This window comes from Streptomyces sp. NPDC031379, assembly GCF_055569615.1.
Genome location: NZ_JBVIIT010000024.1, coordinates 122,924 through 141,672 on the forward strand (window position 1 = coordinate 122,924; position 18,749 = coordinate 141,672).

The 18,749-nt window shown below is 70.8% G+C and carries 17 protein-coding genes; 3 read left to right on the forward strand and 14 right to left on the reverse strand.

All coding sequences use genetic code 11. The features are described from left to right. Positions 1-18: 18 nt before the first annotated feature. From coaBC to pyrR, 12 genes are all read right to left on the reverse strand, one after another. Positions 19-1,224 carry a bifunctional phosphopantothenoylcysteine decarboxylase/phosphopantothenate--cysteine ligase CoaBC gene (coaBC, locus tag ACZ5CW_RS30920; RefSeq protein ID WP_468607151.1) on the reverse strand — a complete coding sequence of 402 codons (1,206 nt, stop codon included), beginning with the start codon at positions 1,222-1,224 and terminating at the stop codon, positions 19-21. 131 nt (positions 1,225-1,355) lie between these two features. Continuing rightward, a complete protein-coding gene (rpoZ, locus tag ACZ5CW_RS30925) occupies positions 1,356-1,628 on the reverse strand; it encodes a DNA-directed RNA polymerase subunit omega (RefSeq protein ID WP_005319902.1) in 273 nt (90 codons plus the stop codon). A 65-nt stretch (positions 1,629-1,693) separates the two neighbouring features. Then, on the reverse strand, positions 1,694-2,287 hold the full coding sequence (gene gmk / locus ACZ5CW_RS30930) for a guanylate kinase (RefSeq protein WP_468607153.1): 594 nt from the start codon (positions 2,285-2,287) through the stop codon (positions 1,694-1,696). Positions 2,288-2,347: 60 nt separating this feature from the next. Next, positions 2,348-2,671: an integration host factor gene (locus ACZ5CW_RS30935; RefSeq protein WP_003977346.1), complete on the reverse strand. Its 324-nt coding sequence runs from the start codon at positions 2,669-2,671 to the stop codon at positions 2,348-2,350. A gap of 268 nt (positions 2,672-2,939) precedes the next feature. Beyond that, positions 2,940-3,785, reverse strand: coding sequence for an orotidine-5'-phosphate decarboxylase (gene pyrF / locus ACZ5CW_RS30940; protein WP_468607155.1), 846 nt, complete (start codon positions 3,783-3,785; stop codon positions 2,940-2,942). Further along, positions 3,782-4,888, reverse strand: coding sequence for a quinone-dependent dihydroorotate dehydrogenase (locus tag ACZ5CW_RS30945; protein ID WP_468607157.1), 1,107 nt, complete (start codon positions 4,886-4,888; stop codon positions 3,782-3,784). The genes pyrF and ACZ5CW_RS30945 overlap by 4 nt, the downstream gene beginning before the upstream one ends. 54 nt (positions 4,889-4,942) lie before the next feature. Beyond that, positions 4,943-8,251, reverse strand: coding sequence for a carbamoyl-phosphate synthase large subunit (gene carB / locus ACZ5CW_RS30950; RefSeq protein WP_468607159.1), 3,309 nt, complete (start codon positions 8,249-8,251; stop codon positions 4,943-4,945). Beyond that, positions 8,244-9,386, reverse strand: a complete 1,143-nt coding sequence (gene carA / locus ACZ5CW_RS30955; RefSeq protein WP_468607161.1) for a glutamine-hydrolyzing carbamoyl-phosphate synthase small subunit — start codon at positions 9,384-9,386, stop codon at positions 8,244-8,246. The genes carB and carA overlap by 8 nt, the downstream gene beginning before the upstream one ends. Continuing rightward, a complete protein-coding gene (locus tag ACZ5CW_RS30960; RefSeq protein ID WP_468607163.1) occupies positions 9,383-9,943 on the reverse strand; it encodes a PH-like domain-containing protein in 561 nt (186 codons plus the stop codon). The genes carA and ACZ5CW_RS30960 overlap by 4 nt, the downstream gene beginning before the upstream one ends. Continuing rightward, positions 9,940-11,226: a dihydroorotase gene (locus ACZ5CW_RS30965; RefSeq protein WP_468607165.1), complete on the reverse strand. Its 1,287-nt coding sequence runs from the start codon at positions 11,224-11,226 to the stop codon at positions 9,940-9,942. Before ACZ5CW_RS30965 ends, ACZ5CW_RS30960 begins: the two co-directional genes overlap by 4 nt. A 5-nt stretch (positions 11,227-11,231) precedes the next feature. Next, on the reverse strand, positions 11,232-12,212 hold the full coding sequence (locus tag ACZ5CW_RS30970) for an aspartate carbamoyltransferase catalytic subunit (protein ID WP_468607167.1): 981 nt from the start codon (positions 12,210-12,212) through the stop codon (positions 11,232-11,234). Between the two features lie 91 nt (positions 12,213-12,303). Then, positions 12,304-12,876 (reverse strand): bifunctional pyr operon transcriptional regulator/uracil phosphoribosyltransferase PyrR, encoded by a 573-nt coding sequence (pyrR, locus tag ACZ5CW_RS30975; RefSeq protein WP_468607169.1) that lies wholly within the window; start codon positions 12,874-12,876, stop codon positions 12,304-12,306. A gap of 252 nt (positions 12,877-13,128) precedes the next feature. Between pyrR and bldD the strand changes: the two genes are divergently transcribed. The 3 genes from bldD to ACZ5CW_RS30990 all read left to right on the forward strand — a co-directional run bounded on the left by bldD (position 13,129) and on the right by ACZ5CW_RS30990 (position 17,616). Continuing rightward, positions 13,129-13,632 carry a transcriptional regulator BldD gene (bldD, locus tag ACZ5CW_RS30980; protein ID WP_014671524.1) on the forward strand — a complete coding sequence of 168 codons (504 nt, stop codon included), beginning with the start codon at positions 13,129-13,131 and terminating at the stop codon, positions 13,630-13,632. Between the two features lie 169 nt (positions 13,633-13,801). Then, complete coding sequence (locus tag ACZ5CW_RS30985) at positions 13,802-16,921, forward strand: CHAT domain-containing protein (RefSeq protein ID WP_468607171.1); 3,120 nt, start codon at positions 13,802-13,804, stop codon at positions 16,919-16,921. Further along, the gene (locus ACZ5CW_RS30990; protein ID WP_468607173.1) at positions 16,921-17,616 is read left to right on the forward strand and encodes a hypothetical protein; all 696 of its coding nucleotides are present in this window, start codon (positions 16,921-16,923) and stop codon (positions 17,614-17,616) included. Before ACZ5CW_RS30985 ends, ACZ5CW_RS30990 begins: the two co-directional genes overlap by 1 nt. Positions 17,617-17,723: 107 nt before the next feature. On the opposite strand, the gene nusB is transcribed toward ACZ5CW_RS30990, so the two are convergent. Further along, entirely contained in the window at positions 17,724-18,158 is a 435-nt protein-coding gene (nusB, locus tag ACZ5CW_RS30995) for a transcription antitermination factor NusB (protein WP_468607175.1), read from the reverse strand. 2 nt (positions 18,159-18,160) lie between these two features. Then, positions 18,161-18,727 (reverse strand): elongation factor P, encoded by a 567-nt coding sequence (gene efp / locus ACZ5CW_RS31000; protein WP_030048852.1) that lies wholly within the window; start codon positions 18,725-18,727, stop codon positions 18,161-18,163. Between the last annotated feature and the right edge of the window lie 22 nt (positions 18,728-18,749).

Sequence of the window (18,749 nt, forward strand, 5' to 3'; positions counted from 1 at the left end):
CCCGGACGGCGGAGCGGGTCAGCCCAGCCGGTCGGCCACGAGGTCCCAGACGATGTCCGCGAGGGCCTCCTTCGGTCCGTGCGGCACGAGGGTCTCACCGGCGTCGGCGCCCAGCACGACCGCCTCGTTCTCCTCGGAGCCGAAGGTCTTGCGTTCCCCCACCTCGTTGACCACGAGCAGGTCGCATCCCTTGCGGGCGAGCTTGGCGCGGCCGTTGGCGAGGACGTCGTCGGTCTCGGCGGCGAATCCGACGATCACCTGGCCGGGGCGGGCGCGGTCGGCCGAGATCTCCGCGAGGATGTCCGGATTCCGCACCAGGGCGACCGGGTCCGGGTCCTGGCCGTCCTTCTTCTTGATCTTCCCGGTCGCGTAGGCCGCGGGGCGGAAGTCGGCGACGGCGGCGGCCATGACCACCGCGTCGGCGTCCGCCGCCGCCTTCAGGACGGCCTCGCGCAGCTGGACGGCCGTGCCGACCTGCACGACGTCGACGCCGGCCGGATCGGGCAGACCGGTGTTGGCCGCGATCAGCGTCACCCGGGCGCCGCGGGCCGCGGCGGTGCGGGCCAGGGCGTAGCCCTGCTTGCCGGAGGAGCGGTTGCCGAGGAAGCGGACCGGGTCCAGGGGCTCACGCGTGCCGCCCGCCGAGACGACGACATGGCGTCCCTGGAGGTCGGGCTCCGTGACGCCCCGGGCCAGCACCCGGCGGCACACCTCGAAGATCTCCACCGGGTCGGGCAGCCGGCCCTTGCCGGTGTCGACACCGGTGAGGCGGCCGACGGCGGGCTCGATGACGACGGCGCCGCGGCGGCGCAGCGTGGCCACGTTCTCCTGGGTGGCGGGGTGCTCCCACATCTCGGTGTGCATGGCGGGCGCGAAGACGACCGGGCAGCGGGCGGTGAGGAGCGTGTTGGTCAGCAGGTCGTCGGCGAGGCCGTGCGCGGCCTTGGCGAGCATGTCGGCCGTCGCCGGGGCCACGACGACCAGGTCGGCGTGCTGGCCGATGCGGACGTGCGGGACCTCGTGGACGTCGTCCCAGACCTCGGTGGAGACGGGGTTGCCGGACAGGGCCGACCAGGTGGCGGCGCCGACGAAGTGCAGCGCGGAGGCGGTGGGCACCACACGCACGTCATGGCCCGACTCCGTGAGCCTTCTCAGCAGCTCACAGGCCTTGTAGGCGGCGATCCCGCCGCTGACCCCCAGCACAACCCTCGGCTTGTCCGCCATCTCTCGCCATCTCTCCCCGGCTCGGCACCGTACGAGGCTACGTACGAGGCTCTGTACGAGACCATCACACACCACAGGCCCGGCAGTGTGACTGCCGGGCCTGTGGACAAAGCAACTGCGATCTGAACGTACTACTGCGCCGGGCCCTCGATGGCCTCGGAGGTCAGCAGACCGGCGTTGATCTCGCGCAGGGCGATCGAGAGCGGCTTCTCGTGCACGTGGGTGTCGACGAGCGGACCGACGTACTCGAGGAGGCCCTCGCCGAGCTGCGAGTAGTACGCGTTGATCTGGCGGGCACGCTTGGCCGCGTAGATCACGAGGCTGTACTTCGAGTCGGTGGCCTCGAGAAGCTCGTCGATCGGCGGGTTGATGATGCCCTCGGGCGCGGTGATGGAAGAGGACACGCTCTACCTTCCGATGGGTGGGAAAGATTCAGTCGGTGCGACCGGCGCGCATGCGGCGGTCAGGATCACACAACGTCCATCAAGGCTAGCAGCTCGCGAGCCACGTCCTCGACGGAGGTGTTGACCAGGGTCGTGTCGAACTCCGGCTCGGCCGCCAGCTCGGTCCTGGCCGCCTCCAGGCGGCGCTCGATGACCTCGGGCGGCTCGGTGCCCCGCCCGGTGAGCCTGCGCACCAGCTCCTCCCAGGAGGGCGGAGCCAGGAACACCAGCTGGGCGTCGGACATGGACTCGCGGACCTGCCGGGCCCCCTGGAGATCGATCTCCAGCAGGACGGGCTCACCGTTCTCCAGCCGGTCCAGCACGGCGGCGCGGGGCGTGCCGTAGCGGTTGCCGGCGAACTCCGCCCACTCCAGCAGCTCGCCGTTGGCGATCAGCTTGTCCATCTCCTCGTCGGTGACGAAGAAGTAGTGGACTCCGTGCTGCTCGCCGGGGCGCGGCTTGCGGGTGGTCGCCGACACCGAGAGCCAGACCTCGGGGTGTTCCTTGCGCATATGGGCGACGACCGTGCTCTTGCCGACCCCCGAGGGGCCGGAGAGCACGGTCAGCCGCGGACGTGCGTCCGGGGGCACGGGGGTCGTCCCCCGGGGTGTTACAGCCATGCAGCGATTATTCCAGCAATCCCGGAGTGCCCGGGACTCCCGGTCCGGCGGGAGCCGGACTCAGGAGCCGGTGCTGCCGAACTCACGCTCCAGGGACGCGATCTGGTTGGAACCGAGGCCCCGCACACGGCGGCTTTCGGAGATGCCCAGACGCTCCATGATCTGCTTGGCGCGGACCTTGCCCACGCCCGGCAGGGACTCGAGCAGTGCGGAGACCTTCATCTTGCCGATGACGTCGTTCTCCTGGCCCTGCTTGATGACCTCGTGCAGGGAGGCGCCGGAGTGCTTGAGTCGATTCTTGACCTCGGCCCGCTCCCGGCGAGCCGCGGCGGCCTTTTCGAGCGCGGCTGCGCGCTGTTCAGGGGTAAGGGGCGGAAGAGCCACGCCTACGTCACCTCGGATGTCGAACTGTCGGATACGGACCGGTGAGGAACCTAGTCGCCCCACACCTGGGGAGCTACGAGCAACACGCTTCGCCCGTTCACTCTGCTCGGAGACTAGCGGGCAAGTCCGCCAGAGTCAGCGAGAACAGCGGAAAAGTCCTGGTCAGCCTCCGTCAGGCCGGACATTTCAGACATACTGCCCTCGATTTGAGGATGTATTCACACTCAAGTCGCCCCGGCATCGCCCCGCCGAGCACTCATCGGAGGACTCAGGCACCGCCGACGGCGGTGCGGATCTCCTCCGCGAAGCGCTCGGTGGCCGTCCGCAGCGCCCAGACGTCGGGACCGTGACGAAGGACACCCCGGCTGACGTTCGGCACGACGTTGCGCACCGCCGCCCCGAAGACCGTCGGGAGATCCGCCGCCGTCGCCCCCTGCGCGCCGACGCCGGGCGCGAGGAGCGGGCCGTTGATGTCGAGGTCGTACGACGACAGGTCACCGACCGTGGCGCCGACGACCGCCCCGAAGGAGCCCAGCGGCTCCTCCCCCGCGTTCTCGGCGGCCAGGTGGGCCAGCATGGTCGCGCCCACGCCCCGGCCGTCGGCACGCACCGCGTGCTGGACCTCGGGGCCCTCCGGGTTGGAGGTCAGGGCCAGCACGAACAGCCCGGCGCCGCTCTCGCGGGCCAGCGCGACGGCAGGGCTGAGCGAGCCGTAACCGAGGTAGGGCGAGACGGTGAGGGCGTCGGAGAACAGCGGGGCGTCCTTGTGCAGGTAGGCCTCGGCGTACCCGGCCATGGTCGAGCCGATGTCGCCGCGCTTGGCGTCCATCACGACGAGGGTGCCGGCCGCGCGCGCCTCCTGGACCACCTGCTCCAGGACGGCGATGCCGCGCGAGCCGAACCGCTCGAAGAAGGCGCTCTGCGGCTTCATGACGGCCACCCGGTCGGCCACCGCCTCGACGACCGTGCGGCTGAACCGCTCCAGACCGGCCACGTCGTCGTTCAGGCCCCACTCGGCGAGCAGGGAGGCGTGCGGGTCGATGCCGACGCACAGCGGGCCGCGCTCGTCCATGGCCCGGCGCAGCCGGGCGCCGAAGGGCTCCAGAACAGTCATGCGGACTTCCTCACGTCGGCGCCGACCGCGTCGGCGAGGGTGGTGTACGGGCTGGTGCGCAGACGCGCGGCGAGGCCCTTGTGGATCGCGCGGGACCAGAACGGGCCCTCGTAGATGAAAGCGCTGTACCCCTGCACCAGCGTGGCACCGGCCAGGATGCGCGTCCAGGCGTCCTCGGCGGTCTCGATGCCGCCGACGCCCACCAGGGTGACCCGGTCGCCCACGCGCGCGTACAGGCGGCGCAGGACCTCCAGGGACCGCTCCTTCAGGGGCGCGCCGGACAGGCCGCCGGTCTCCTTGACGAGCGAGGGGGCGGAGCCGAGGCCGAGGCCCTCGCGCGCGATGGTGGTGTTGGTGGCGATGATGCCGTCCAGGCCCAGCTCCACGGCCAGGTCGGCGACGGCGTCGACGTCCTCGTCGGCGAGGTCGGGGGCGATCTTCACCAGCAGCGGGACGCGCCGGCCCGGGACCGTACGGTCGGCGGCCTCGCGCACGGCGCCGAGCAGCGGGCGCAGCGCCTGTGTGGCCTGGAGGTTGCGCAGGCCGGGCGTGTTCGGCGAGGAGACGTTCACGACCAGGTAGTCGGCGTGCGGGGCCAGCCGCTCGGCGGACTTCACGTAGTCGCCGACGGCCTCCTCCTCCGGGACGACCTTGGTCTTGCCGATGTTGACGCCGACGACGGTCCTGAAGACCGGCTCACGGGACGCGAGGCGGGCCGCCACGGCCAGCGAGCCGTCGTTGTTGAAGCCCATGCGGTTGATCAGCGCGCGGTCCGCGACGAGGCGGAACAGCCGCTTCTTGGGGTTGCCGGGCTGCGGCTCCCCGGTCACCGTGCCGATCTCGACGTGGTCGAAGCCGAGCATCGACATACCGTCGATGGCCACGGCGTTCTTGTCGAAGCCGGCGGCGAGCCCGAACGGGCCGTGCATGCGCAGGCCGAAGGCCTCGGTGCGCAGTTCCTTGTAGCGGGGCGCGAGCGCGGCCGCGACGAACGTGCGCAGCACGGGGACGCGGGCGGCGAGGCGGATCCAGCGGAAGGCCATGTAGTGGGCCTTCTCGGGGTCCATCCGGGTGAAGACCAGACGGAAGAAAAGCTTGTACATCACTCTGTCCTCATGAAGAGGGGGACACCGTTTCCGGTGTCCCCCTCAGGGCTGCTAGTCGCGGGCCGCGGTCAGGTGTTCCGCGTGTTCCTGGAGCGAGCGGACGCCCACGTCACCGTGGTTGAGGGCGTCGATGCCCTGGACGGCCGCGGCGAGTGCCTGGACGGTCGTCAGGCAGGGCACGGACCGCGCCACGGCCGCCGTACGGATGTCGTAGCCGTCGAGGCGGCCGCCGGTGCCGTACGGGGTGTTGACGATGAGGTCGACCTCGCCGTCGTGGATGAGCTGGACGATGGTCCGCTCGCCGTTCGGGCCGGTGCCCTCGGACTGCTTGCGCACGACCGTGGCGTTGATGCCGTTGCGCTTGAGGACCTCGGCCGTGCCCGAGGTGGCGAGCAGCTCGAAGCCGTGGGCGACCAGCTCGCGGGCCGGGAAGATCATCGAGCGCTTGTCGCGGTTGGCGACCGAGATGAACGCGCGGCCCTTGGTGGGCAGCGGGCCGTAGGCACCCGCCTGCGACTTGGCGTACGCCGTGCCGAAGACGGAGTCGATGCCCATGACCTCGCCCGTGGAGCGCATCTCCGGGCCGAGGATGGTGTCGACGCCGCGGCCCTGGATGTCGCGGAAGCGCGACCACGGCATGACGGCCTCCTTGACGGAGATCGGCGCGTCCAGCGGCAGCTCGCCGCCGTCGCCGGTCGCCGGAAGCAGACCTTCCGCCCGCAGCTCGGCGATGGTCGCGCCGAGCGAGATCCGGGCGGCGGCCTTCGCGAGCGGCACCGCGGTCGCCTTCGAGGTGAAGGGGACCGTACGGGAGGCGCGCGGGTTGGCCTCCAGGACGTAGAGGATGTCGCCCGCCATCGCGAACTGGATGTTGATCAGGCCGCGCACGCCGACGCCCTTGGCGATGGCCTCGGTGGAGGCGCGCAGGCGCTTGATGTCGAAGCCGCCGAGGGTGATCGGGGGCAGGGCGCACGCCGAGTCGCCGGAGTGGATGCCGGCCTCCTCGATGTGCTCCATGACGCCGCCGAGGTACAGCTCCTCGCCGTCGTACAGGGCGTCGACGTCGATCTCGATGGCGTCGTCCAGGAAGCGGTCGACGAGGACCGGCCGGGACGGGCTGATCTCCGTCGACTCCGCGATGTAGGAGGCGAGGCGGGTCTCGTCGTAGACGATCTCCATGCCGCGCCCGCCGAGGACGTAGGAGGGCCGGACGAGGACCGGGTAGCCGATCTCGTCGGCGATGGCCTTGGCCTCCTCGAAGGTGGTGGCCGTGCCGTGCTTCGGGGCCGGCAGGCCCGCCTCCGCGAGGACGCGGCCGAAGGCGCCGCGGTCCTCGGCGGCGTGGATCGCCTCGGGCGAGGTGCCGACGATCGGCACGCCGTTGTCCTTCAGGGCCTGCGACAGGCCGAGCGGGGTCTGGCCGCCCAGCTGGACCACCACACCGGCGATCGGGCCGGCGAGGGACTCCGCGTGGACGATCTCCAGCACGTCTTCCAGCGTCAGCGGCTCGAAGTACAGGCGGTCGGAGGTGTCGTAGTCCGTGGAGACGGTCTCCGGGTTGCAGTTGACCATCACGGTCTCGTACCCGGCGTCGGACAGCGCGAAGGAGGCGTGGACGCAGGAGTAGTCGAACTCGATGCCCTGGCCGATGCGGTTGGGGCCGGAGCCCAGGATGATCACCGCGGGCTTCTCGCGGGGCGCGACCTCGGTCTCCTCGTCGTAGGAGGAGTAGAAGTACGGCGTCTTCGCGGCGAACTCGGCGGCGCAGGTGTCGACCGTCTTGTAGACCGGGCGGATGCCGAGGGCGTGCCGGACCTCGCGGACGACGTCCTCGCGCAGCCCGCGGATCTCACCGATCTGCTGGTCGGAGAAGCCGTGCCGCTTGGCTTCGGCGAGCAGGTCGGCGGTCAGCTCGGGCGCCTCGGCCAGCTCGTCCGCGATCTCCTTGATCAGGAAGAGCTGGTCCACGAACCACGGGTCGATCTTCGTGAACTCGAAGACCTCCTCCGGCGTGGCACCCGCGCGGATGGCCTGCATGACCGTGTTGATCCGGCCGTCGGTGGGGCGCACGGCCTCGCGCAGCAGCGCGTCCTTGTCGCCACTCTCGCCGACGAAGGTGAACTGGCTGCCCTTCTTCTCCAGCGAGCGCAGCGCCTTCTGGAAGGCCTCGGTGAAGTTGCGGCCGATGGCCATGGCCTCGCCGACCGACTTCATCGTGGTGGTGAGGGTGCTGTCGGCCTGCGGGAACTTCTCGAAGGCGAACCGCGGGGCCTTGACGACCACGTAGTCGAGCGTGGGCTCGAAGGAGGCCGGGGTCTCCCGCGTGATGTCGTTCGGGATCTCGTCCAGGGTGTAGCCGACGGCCAGCTTGGCGGCGATCTTGGCGATCGGGAAGCCGGTCGCCTTGGAGGCGAGCGCCGAGGAGCGCGACACGCGCGGGTTCATCTCGATGACGATCACGCGACCGTCCTCGGGGTTCACCGCGAACTGGATGTTGCAGCCGCCGGTGTCGACGCCGACCTCGCGGATGATCGCGATGCCGACGTCGCGCAGCACCTGGTACTCGCGGTCGGTCAGCGTCATCGCCGGGGCCACGGTGATCGAGTCGCCGGTGTGCACGCCCATGGGGTCGAAGTTCTCGATGGAGCAGACGACCACGACGTTGTCGTGCTTGTCGCGCATCAGCTCCAGCTCGTACTCCTTCCAGCCGAGGATGGACTCCTCCAGGAGCACCTCGGTGGTCGGCGAGAGGGTGAGGCCCTGGCCGGCGATGCGGCGCAGCTCCTCCTCGTCGTGCGCGAAGCCGGAGCCGGCGCCGCCCATGGTGAAGGAGGGGCGGACCACGACCGGGTAGCCGCCGAGCTGCTCGACGCCCTTGAGGACGTCGTCCATGGAGTGGCAGATGACCGAGCGGGCGGACTCGCCGTGCCCGATCTTGGCGTTGACGGCCTCCACGACGCCCTTGAACAGGTCGCGGTCCTCGCCCTTGTGGATGGCCTCGGGCTTGGCGCCGATCAGCTCGACGCCGTACTTCTCCAGGACACCGTTCTCGTGCAGCGAGATGGCGGTGTTCAGGGCCGTCTGGCCGCCCAGGGTGGGCAGCAGGGCGTCGGGGCGCTCCTTGGCGATGATCTTCTCGACGAACTCGGGGGTGATCGGCTCGACGTAGGTGGCGTCGGCGATCTCCGGGTCGGTCATGATCGTCGCCGGGTTGGAGTTGACGAGGACCACGCGCAGGCCCTCGGCGCGCAGGATGCGGCACGCCTGGGTGCCGGAGTAGTCGAACTCGGCGGCCTGGCCGATGACGATCGGGCCGGAGCCGATGACCAGGACGGACTGGATATCGGTGCGCTTAGGCACGCTGGCCCTCCATCAGGGAAACGAAGCGGTCGAACAGGTAGGCGGCGTCGTGCGGGCCCGCGGCCGCTTCGGGGTGGTACTGGACGGAGAAGGCCGGCTGGTCGAGCAGCTGCAGCCCCTCCACGACGTTGTCGTTCAGGCAGACGTGCGAGACCTCGGCGCGGCCGAACTTCGTGTCGCTGACCTTGTCGAGCGGCGCGTCCACGGCGAAGCCGTGGTTGTGCGCGGTGACCTCGACCTTGCCGGTCGTACGGTCCTGCACCGGCTGGTTGATGCCCCGGTGGCCGTACTTCAGCTTGTAGGTGCCGAAGCCGAGCGCGCGGCCGAGGATCTGGTTGCCGAAGCAGATGCCGAACAGGGGCGTCCTGCGCTCCAGGACGGCGCTCATGAGCGCGACCGGGCCGTCGGCCGTGGCGGGGTCGCCGGGGCCGTTGGAGAAGAAGACACCGTCGGGGTTGACGGCGTAGATCTCGTCGGCCGTGGCGGTGGCGGGCAGGACGTGCACCTCGATGCCGCGCTCGGCCATGCGGTGCGGGGTCATGCCCTTGATGCCGAGGTCGACGGCGGCGACGGTGAAGCGCTTCTCGCCGATCGCCGGGACGACGTACGCCTCCTTCGTCGCGACCTCCTCGTAGAGGCTCGCGCCCTTCATGTGCGGCTGGGCCTGCACCCGCTCGACCAGCTCGGCCTCGGGCGCGATCCCCTCGCCGGAGAAGATGCCGGCCCGCATCGAGCCGCGCTCGCGCAGGTGGCGGGTGAGGGCGCGGGTGTCGATGCCGGAGATGCCCACGACGCCCTGGGCGGCCAGCTCGTCGTCCAGGGAGCGCTTGGCCCGCCAGTTGGACGGCACGCGCGCGGGGTCGCGCACGACGTAGCCGGAGACCCAGATGCGCCCGGACTCGTCGTCCTCGTCGTTCCAGCCGGTGTTGCCGATCTGCGGGGCGGTCGCGACGACGATCTGGCGGTCGTACGACGGGTCGGTCAGGGTCTCCTGGTATCCGGTCATGCCGGTGGAGAACACGGCCTCGCCGAAGGTCTCCCCCACGGCCCCGTAGGCACGGCCGCGGAAGAGGCGGCCGTCCTCCAGGACGAGTACGGCGGGAACCTTGGCAGCTCCCCTGGTGGAGGTCGTCATCGTGCGCCTTCCGTGTCGTTGATCATCTTGTTCAGGGTGTCGACCCACTCGGTGTGCTCGGCCGCGTGGTCGGAGCGGAAGCCCGAGTCGATCAGTTTGTCGCCGTGCGCCCAGGTCACCACCAGCAGTCCGCCCTCGGGGAGGACCTTGCCGGCGATGGCCTTGTCGAGCCGGGCCTCGCGCAGTGCGGCGGTGGGGACGAAGAAGTCGGTGGCTCCGGGGCGTTCGACCTCCAGGCCCTGGTCCGTCAGGGTCAGCTCGACCCGGCTGCGGGTGCCCAGGCCGTGGGCCACGATGCGGTCCAGCCACTGCCCGGCGGTGGTGGAGCCGTGGTAGCGGCCGCTCATGCTCAGTTTCGCCGGACCGGTCTCCTCCGGCGCGCTGGGCAGCGCGGGCAGGTCGCTCTGCAGCGTGCCGCGCCACTTCCAGCCCTCGCGCATCAGCCAGTAGACGAGCGCGACGAAGAGGGCGAGTCCGACGAGCCAACCGATGCGGGCTCCCCAGTCGGTGACCTCGGCCGACTTCTTGGCCTCGGCCAGCAGGATTACAGGTGTCACGTGAGCTTCCCGTCGACGAGCGTGGCCTTGCCCCGCAGCCACGTGTGCGTCACACGGCCCGGCAGCTCACGCCCCTGGTAGGGAGTGTTGCGGCTGCGCGAGGCGAAGCCCGCGGGGTCCACCTGGCCACGGTATTCCGTGTCGACGAGGGTGAGGTTGGCGGGCTCACCAGCCGAGACGGGACGGCCGTGGCCGGTGGCCTGTCCGATCTGCGCGGGCTTGACGGACATACGGTCGGCGACGCCGGCCCAGTCCAGCAGGCCCGTGTCGACCATGGTCTCCTGGACCACCGACAGCGCGGTCTCCAGGCCGACCATGCCCATCGCGGCCGCGGCCCACTCGCAGTCCTTGTCCTCGTGCGGGTGCGGGGCGTGGTCGGTGGCGACGATGTCGATCGTGCCGTCGGCGAGCGCCTCGCGCAGGGCCAGCACATCGCGCTCGGTGCGCAGCGGCGGGTTGACCTTGTAGACGGGGTTGTACGTGCGCACCAGCTCGTCGGTGAGCAGGAGGTGGTGCGGGGTGACCTCGGCGGTGACCTTGATGCCGCGGGACTTGGCCCAGCGGACGATCTCGACGCTGCCGGCGGTCGACAGGTGGCAGATGTGGACGCGGGAGCCGACGTGCTCGGCGAGCAGCACGTCCCGGGCGATGATCGACTCCTCGGCGACCGCCGGCCAGCCGCCCAGTCCCAGCTCGGCGGAGACGACGCCCTCGTTCATCTGGGCGCCCTCGGTCAGCCGCGGCTCCTGCGCGTGCTGGGCGACGACACCGCCGAAGGCCTTCACGTACTCCAGCGCGCGGCGCATGATCACGGCGTCGTCCACGCACTTGCCGTCGTCCGAAAAGACGGTGACGCCGGCGGCGGACTCGTGCATGGCACCCAGCTCGGCGAGCTTCTTGCCCTCCAGGCCGACGGTGACGGCGCCGATGGGCTGGACGTCGCAGTAGCCGTGCTCCCGGCCCAGTCGCCAGACCTGCTCGACGACACCGGCGGTGTCGGCGACCGGGAAGGTGTTGGCCATGGCGAACACGGCGGTGTAGCCACCGCTCGCCGCCGCCCGCGTACCGGTGAGCACGGTCTCGGAGTCCTCACGGCCGGGCTCGCGCAGGTGGGTGTGCAGGTCGACCAGACCCGGCAGCAGCACCTTGCCGGCGGCCTCGACGACCTCGGCGCCCTGCGCGCTCAGGCCGGAGCCGACCTCGGCGATCCGCTCGCCGTCGATCAGCACGTCCTGCGGCTCGCCGCCGAGCACCTTCGCACCACGGATCAGGATCTTGCTCATGGGTCTTACTTCTCCTCGGTGGTACGGGCGTGGGTGACGGCGGGCTCGTTGCCGCCGAGCAGCAGGTACAGGACGGCCATCCGGATGGAGACGCCGTTGGCGACCTGCTCGATGGCGGTGCAGCGGTCGGAGTCGGCGACCTCGGCGGTGATCTCCATGCCACGGACCATCGGGCCGGGGTGCATCACGATGGCGTGCTCGGGCAGCCTGGCCATGCGGTCGCCGTCGAGGCCGTAGCGCCGCGAGTACTCGCGCTCGGTGGGGAAGAAGGCGGCGTTCATCCGCTCGCGCTGGACGCGGAGCATCATCACGGCGTCGGACTTGGGCAGCGTGCTGTCGAGGTCGTAGGACACCTCGCACGGCCAGTTCCCGACGCCGACCGGGACGAGGGTGGGCGGGGCGACCAGGGTGACTTCGGCGCCCAGGGTGTGCAGCAGGTCGACGTTGGAGCGGGCGACCCGGCTGTGCAGGACGTCGCCGACGATGGTGATCCGCCTGCCGGCCAGGTCCTGGCCGAGGCCGGCGTCGCGGCCGATCAGCCGGCGGCGCATGGTGAAGGCGTCCAGCAGGGCCTGGGTGGGGTGCTGGTGGGTACCGTCGCCGGCGTTGATGACGGCGGCGTCGATCCAGCCGGAGTTGGCCAGGCGGTACGGGGCGCCGGAGGCACCGTGCCGGATGACGACGGCGTCGACGCCCATCGCCTCCAGGGTCTGGGCGGTGTCCTTCAGGGACTCGCCCTTTGACACCGAGGACCCCTTGGCGGAGAAGTTGATGACGTCCGCGGACAGCCGCTTCTCGGCGGCCTCGAAGGAGATCCGGGTGCGGGTGGAGTCCTCGAAGAAGAGGTTGACGATCGTGCGGCCGCGCAGGGTCGGCAGCTTCTTGATCGGCCGGTCGGCGACCCGGGCCATCTCCTCGGCGGTGTCGAGGATCAGGACGGCGTCGTCGCGGGTGAGGTCGGCGGCCGAGATGAGATGACGCTGCATCTGTCAGGCTCCGTAAGGCAGTTCATTCGGGAGGATTGGGGCAAACCGGCGCATGTGCGGGCACACCGAAGCGGGCCGTGCGCCTGACTTGCTACTGGCCGGCCGGCTTCGCGCCGAGCAGCACGGTGTCGCGACCGTCCTCCTCGGCGAGCTGGACCTTGACCGTCTCCCGCAGCGACGTGGGGAGGTTCTTGCCGACGTAGTCGGCACGGATGGGCAGTTCACGGTGGCCGCGGTCGACCAGGACCGCGAGCTGCACCGCGCGCGGGCGCCCGATGTCGTTCAGGGCGTCGAGGGCGGCGCGGATGGTGCGGCCGGAGAAGAGCACGTCGTCGACGAGGACGACCAGCTTGCCGTCGATGCCGTCACCGGGGATCTCGGTGCGGGCCAGCGCACGCGGCGGGTGCATGCGCAGGTCGTCGCGGTACATGGTGATGTCGAGCGAGCCGACCGGGACCTTGCGGTCGGTGATCTGTTCCAGCTTGGCGGCGAGCCGCTGGGCGAGGAAGACACCCCGGGTCGGAATACCGAGGAGCACCACGTCGTCGGCGCCCTTGGCGCGCTCGACGATCTCGTGGGCGATGCGGGTCAGTACCCGCGCGATGTCGGGGCCCTCGAGTACGGGCCGCGCATCGGTCGCATGCGCATTCGCGTGCGTGTCCATAAGAAACGGACCTCCTTCTCCGCCTCACGGGACGGACCTTAAAGGACGTCGGATTTGCGCCATCCACGGTAGCAGGTCGGTGGGAGCCCCTCGATCACCCCCCTGGCCCAGTCCGGCGTCACTACCACGGAAGAGTCGGTGTGGACCATTCGGCTTGACGCACCAGAGTCACGCTGCGTAACCTCACAGTGAGTTACCAGCCGCGCGGCGGGAAAACAGCCGGCCGCGTCGACACAGTGTCCGGGGAGCCATATGTCCAGCGAATACGCCAAACAGCTCGGGGCCAAGCTCCGGGCCATCCGCACCCAGCAGGGCCTTTCCCTCCACGGTGTCGAGGAGAAGTCCCAGGGGCGCTGGAAGGCCGTGGTGGTCGGTTCGTACGAGCGCGGCGACCGTGCCGTGACCGTGCAGCGTCTTGCCGAGCTGGCCGATTTCTATGGCGTCCCCGTGCAGGAGCTGCTGCCGGGCACCACGCCTGGCGGCGCCGCCGAGCCGCCGCCGAAGCTGGTCCTGGACCTGGAGCGGCTGGCCACGGTGCCGGCCGAGAAGGCGGGTCCCCTCCAGCGTTACGCGGCGACGATCCAGTCCCAGCGCGGTGACTACAACGGCAAGGTGCTCTCGATCCGCCAGGACGACCTGCGCACGCTCGCCGTCATCTACGACCAGTCCCCCTCGGTCCTCACCGAGCAGCTGATCAGCTGGGGCGTCCTGGACGCGGACGCGCGCCGCGCGGTGGCCACGCACGAAGAGGCCTGAGACACCGGACATATTCCGCAGAAACGTCCCTACCAGGGGCGGAGCCATCTGGCTCCGCCCCTGGCGCATTGTCCGGGCCACCTCGGCGGTTCGCCGGACGCCTGCCGGTCCTCGGCGAATCCCCCATGCCCACGCCCTCGCCTGTGCCACGATCCTGCGAGCTGCACCGATGACGGAGTGGGGGGTGGTCATGCCGGCGAGCGACCCGCAGGACGAGGCACTGGACGTCTTGGTGCGTCTCATCCAGGACATCCACGCGGGCCATCTGAGCGAGGAGGCCGCGGAGCAGCACATACGGACCGCCGCCTGGCCGCTGGACGAGGACGGGACGCGGCGGCTGGTCGGATTCGGTCTGCACCACGTCCGGGCCGGTGTCGCCGCCACGGGCTATCTGGTGGCCCGGCTCCTCATGGCCCTGTCCGAGGACCGGTGGGGGCGCGGCATCTCCTCCCCCTGGTGGCAGGCCGCCGACCTGCTCGTGGAGTCCGTACGGCTCGACCTCGTGGGACGGCCGAGCGGCAGCCGGCTGCGGCTGGCCTGTGCCGTCGCCGACGAGCAGATCGACACCCTGCGACAGGCGGGCGAACTGCAGGAACTGGCGGAGACCATGTACGCGGCGGGCATCCTCCGGGTCCATCCCCACATCGCGGCGCCCGTGCTGGACGACGCCCTCGCGCTCCGGGAGCGGCAGATCCGCGGCCAGTTACGCGGTCGCCTGTTCACCGCCGGCACCGGCGACGACGAGGACCCGGACGCCATCGACGCCCTGCCCCACCCCGTGGACGCCGCCCTGGAGGCGCTGCCCTACCTGTACGGAGCGGCGGGCCTGAGCCGCGGGCACGAGCGCGCCCGCTGCCTGAACGCCGTGAACGAAGCACTCGCCGTCCTCATGAGCGATCCCGAGGCCGGGAACTGGACGATGGACTCCTGGCTGGCGAACTACAGAACCGCCGCCGGACTGATCGACCCGGCCCGGGATCCGGTGAACGCGATCCGGCTGCGGAGGGTCCTCGCGCACTACGACGCCGAACCCGCGCCGGGCACGCTCCACGAGCTGCTGCCGGTGCCGCTGTCCGAGATGGTGCCGACGTGGGGCGAAAGGGAGTCCTGGGCCGTGGTGGGCCAGGCCCTGTGTCTGCTGCGGGAAACCGGTCGACGCGACCTGCTGCGGGAACTGGTGACCGCCGTCCGCGACGAGCTGCCCGCGCCCAGGGAACGCGAGCAGCTCTGGGAGCTGTGGCTCAGCCACGTCCACGTGCTGCCCGGCGACCCGACGCCCTGCCCGGCCGAGGACACCGCGGCGGAGATCGAGCGCACGTTCGCCGAGACGATCGCGGCGCCGCACCCCGACACCGCCGCCGCACTGCATCTGGCGGCGCACCTGTACCAGGGGGGACACGCCCGGGCCGCCTGTGCCCTGATGGACCGGCTGCCCGACCTTCCGGACGTGGGATCCGAAGCCGTGGTCGCCGTCATGTGCCTGCAGGCCGGCGCCTCGGCCGCGGCGGCCACCGAGTACCGGCGGGAGGGCAGGGCGTCGGAGGCGATCGACCGGCACGCGTTCGCCGCGCGTCACTACGCCGGCCTCGGGCTGCAGAGCCAGACACTGCGGGAACTCGAGCTGATGGTGGACTGCGCCGAGGCGGGCACCGCGGACGAGGTCACGCGCGCGGCCCTGCTGCTTCGTATGGGGGTGGCCCCGCGACTGCAGGCGGGGCTGTACGAGCCGTCCGCCTTCGCCCTCGTCGCGGCCGCGCAGAAGCTCGGCAGCCGTACGGCCGAGGGACAGCAGTCGGCATCCGCGCTGCTGATGCTGCATTCGGCGGCCAAGGGACTCGACTTCTCCCGCGCGCTGGAGGCTCCCGGACCTCGGCGGCCCGCCCCGGTTCTCGTGGATCTGCGACGCCGCGTCGACGAACTCGAGAGCAGGCTCGGCGAGGCCCTCCCGCCACGCCTGGACGAGATCGGCGAAGACCTGGAGATGCTCTGCTACGCAGGCCCCCAGGAACACGCTCCCGGAAACGCCGAGAACGAGCTGCTCGGCAATCTCCGGCGATCCTTCGACCGTCAGCTCTCCCGGAGCCTGTACGCCCTGGGCCCCGCGCAGGATCCCTCCTGGTACCCGGAACTGAGCGATGTCGTGGCCGCTCTGCCGGCCGACACCGTGCTGGTCTCGCTGTGGATCGCACAGCAACCGGCTCAGATGGAGCCGGCCGGACCGGACGGCGGCCCCGCCGCCGCGCTGCATCTGCTGACGATCACCGCGGAGGGCGTGCGGGACATACGTGTGCTGCCGTTCGGCGGCGTGCCCGGCGCGGTGATCCAGGTGAGCAAGGACGGCTACCGGCAGACCATGCATCCCTTCGCCCAGGTCGTGGCCTCGGTGCGCACGGTCGCCCGGGCCGACCCGCTGCACCGGGAGGTCACGCGGGTGGGCGAGGAGGATCTGGACTTCAGCGGCCTCTTCGGCACTCTGGACGAGGTGCTCACGCGCCTGCGCGGCGAGGGGAAGCGGCATCTGTGTCTGTGGGCCCACGGCCCCTTCCACTTCCTGCCCTTCCCGCTCCTGCGGCTGGCGGGGCGGCCCCTGGCCGACGACTGGACCGTGACCACCGTGCCGAGCCTGGTCTGCGTCACCGGACCCCCGGACCCCGAGCCGCGCACCGGTGCGGGACTGGTGTCCCTGGGTGCCGCGCTGGGCGGCACGCCCTGGGGCCTGCGGCCGGAGCCGGTGCTGGACGAGCACGCCGCGGCCGTCGCCGCCCTCGCCGGCGGGAGGACCCTCGTCGGCCGGGACGCCACGCCGGCCTCGCTGCTGGACCACGCGGCGGGTGCCCGGTACGTCCATGTGGCGGCGCACGGCGCGCACAGTCAGGACGCCTCCTGGTTCCAGTGTCTGTACCTCAACCCGCCCGCGGACGGCGGGGACGGACGGCTGTTCGGTCATGACGTCCTCGCCGCCGATCTGCGCGGCGTGGACCTGGTCACCCTCAGCGCCTGCGAGTCCGCGCTGGGCAGGTTCGACCTCGCCGACAACCCGCGCGGGCTGCCCGCCGCGTTCCTGCTGGCCGGGGCCGGTGCGGTGGTCGGCTGTCTGTGGCCGGTGCGGACCGACGCGGCCACGTACTTCTTCGGCGAGCTGTACCGGCACCTCGCCGATCACCACGACACGCTGCGGGCCTTCCGCCACGCGCAGACCGTCACCCGCGAGCGTTTCCCCCAGTACCGCGACTGGGGCACCTTCACCTACCACGGCGGCTGGAGCCGCTCCGCACGGAGGACCGTCTGATGCCTCTCGTACTGCCGCCGCTCGCCGCGCACGACGTCGACCTCGTCGTCGCCGCGACACTCCAGGGAAACACCACCGAGGAGCGCATCCGCCGCCGGCTGACCGTCACCGACCCGTACGTCACCCGGCTGACCTTCGACCAGCTGCCCGAACTGGGAGTGAGCCCGGCCCTGCTGTCCTCGTCCTCACCCGGCGACGACCACTTCCTCCTGGCGTTCGTGTGCACGTTCCGCCCCACGGCGGCCGGTGACTCGGCGGCGTTCAAGGAGGCGCAGATCGGCATCCGGCTGAGCGCTCCGGGCAGCGAACGGCAGCCGGTGGCGCTGGCCCTGTCCCCCGACACGGCGAGCGCGGCCGGCGGCAACAGCCTCCGGATTGCCCTGGCGGTGCCTCTGGGGGTCGTGGAGCCCTCGGTGGAGTACGCGAAGGACGGCTCGGTGCCGGAGCGGTACATCACCGCGTACGGCCGGGGCGGCGGTGATCCCGCGTGGCTGTTGCGTGATCTTCGCGGTCATCCGCTCGGCGGCGACTTCCTGCTGGCTGTCGTGGTGAGCGCGCCCGCCGACGTCCCCGTGCTGGCGGAGGTCGTCGTGGCGGCTTCGCTGAGCCGACTGAAGTTGCTGCGCACCCGGGCCGAGCTGCCTCCGCGTCTGCACACGATCGAGCTGCCGGTGCGGGCTCTGCCGGCCGTGTGAGGCGGTCTGGCCGGGGAGCTGCCCTCGGGAGCGGGCCAGTAGACCCGGTAGACGCGCAGGGCCCGCGGAAACCATCCGCGGGCCCTGCCGTCGACACCGAACCGGGTTTACGCCTCGTCGCGGCGCAGCGAAGGCTTCAGTTCCTTCAGCCGGCCGAGCAGGCCGTTGACGAACGAGGGCGACTCGTCGGTCGAGAACTCCTTCGCCAGCTGCACCATCTCGTCCAGGACGACGGCGTCCGGGGTCTCGTCGACCCAGATCAGCTCGTACGCGCCCAGCCGCAGGACGTTGCGGTCGACGACCGGCATCCGGTCGAGCGTCCAGCCCACGGCGTACTGCGCGATCAGCTCGTCGATGCGCTTCGCGTGCTCCGCGTAGCCCTCGACCAGCTGCATCGTGTACTCGCTGACCGGCGGCTGCCGGGTGTCGGACCGGGACAGCCGGATCCAGTCCGCGAGGACCGTCAGGACGTCGGCGCCGCGCTGGTCGCCCTCGAAGAGGATCTGGAAGGCGCGCTTGCGAGCCGTGTTGCGGGCAGCCACGGTTAGCTGTTCACCCGGCCGAGGTAGTCGCTCGTGCGGGTGTCGACCTTGATCTTCTCACCGGTGGTGATGAAGAGCGGGACCTGGATCTGGTGGCCGGTCTCCAGGGTGGCGGGCTTGGTGCCACCGGTGGAGCGGTCGCCCTGGACGCCCGGCTCGGTCTCCTGGATGACCAGCTCGACGGCGGCCGGCAGCTCGACGAAGAGCACCTCGCCCTCGTGCTGCGCGACCGTGGCCGTGAAGCCCTCGATGAGGAAGTTGGCGGCGTCGCCGACGGCCTTGCGGTCGACCATCAGCTGGTCGTAGGTCTCCATGTCCATGAAGACGAAGTAGTCGCCGTCCATGTACGAGAACTGCATGTCGCGCTTGTCGACAGTGGCCGTCTCGACCTTGACACCGGCGTTGAAGGTCTTGTCGACGACCTTGCCGGAGAGCACGTTCTTGAGCTTGGTGCGCACGAAGGCCGGGCCCTTGCCGGGCTTGACGTGCTGGAACTCGACGACGGACCAGAGCTGGCCGCCTTCGAGCTTGAGCACCATGCCGTTCTTGAGGTCGTTCGTGGAAGCCACGGTTGCGGAATCTCCTGGACTG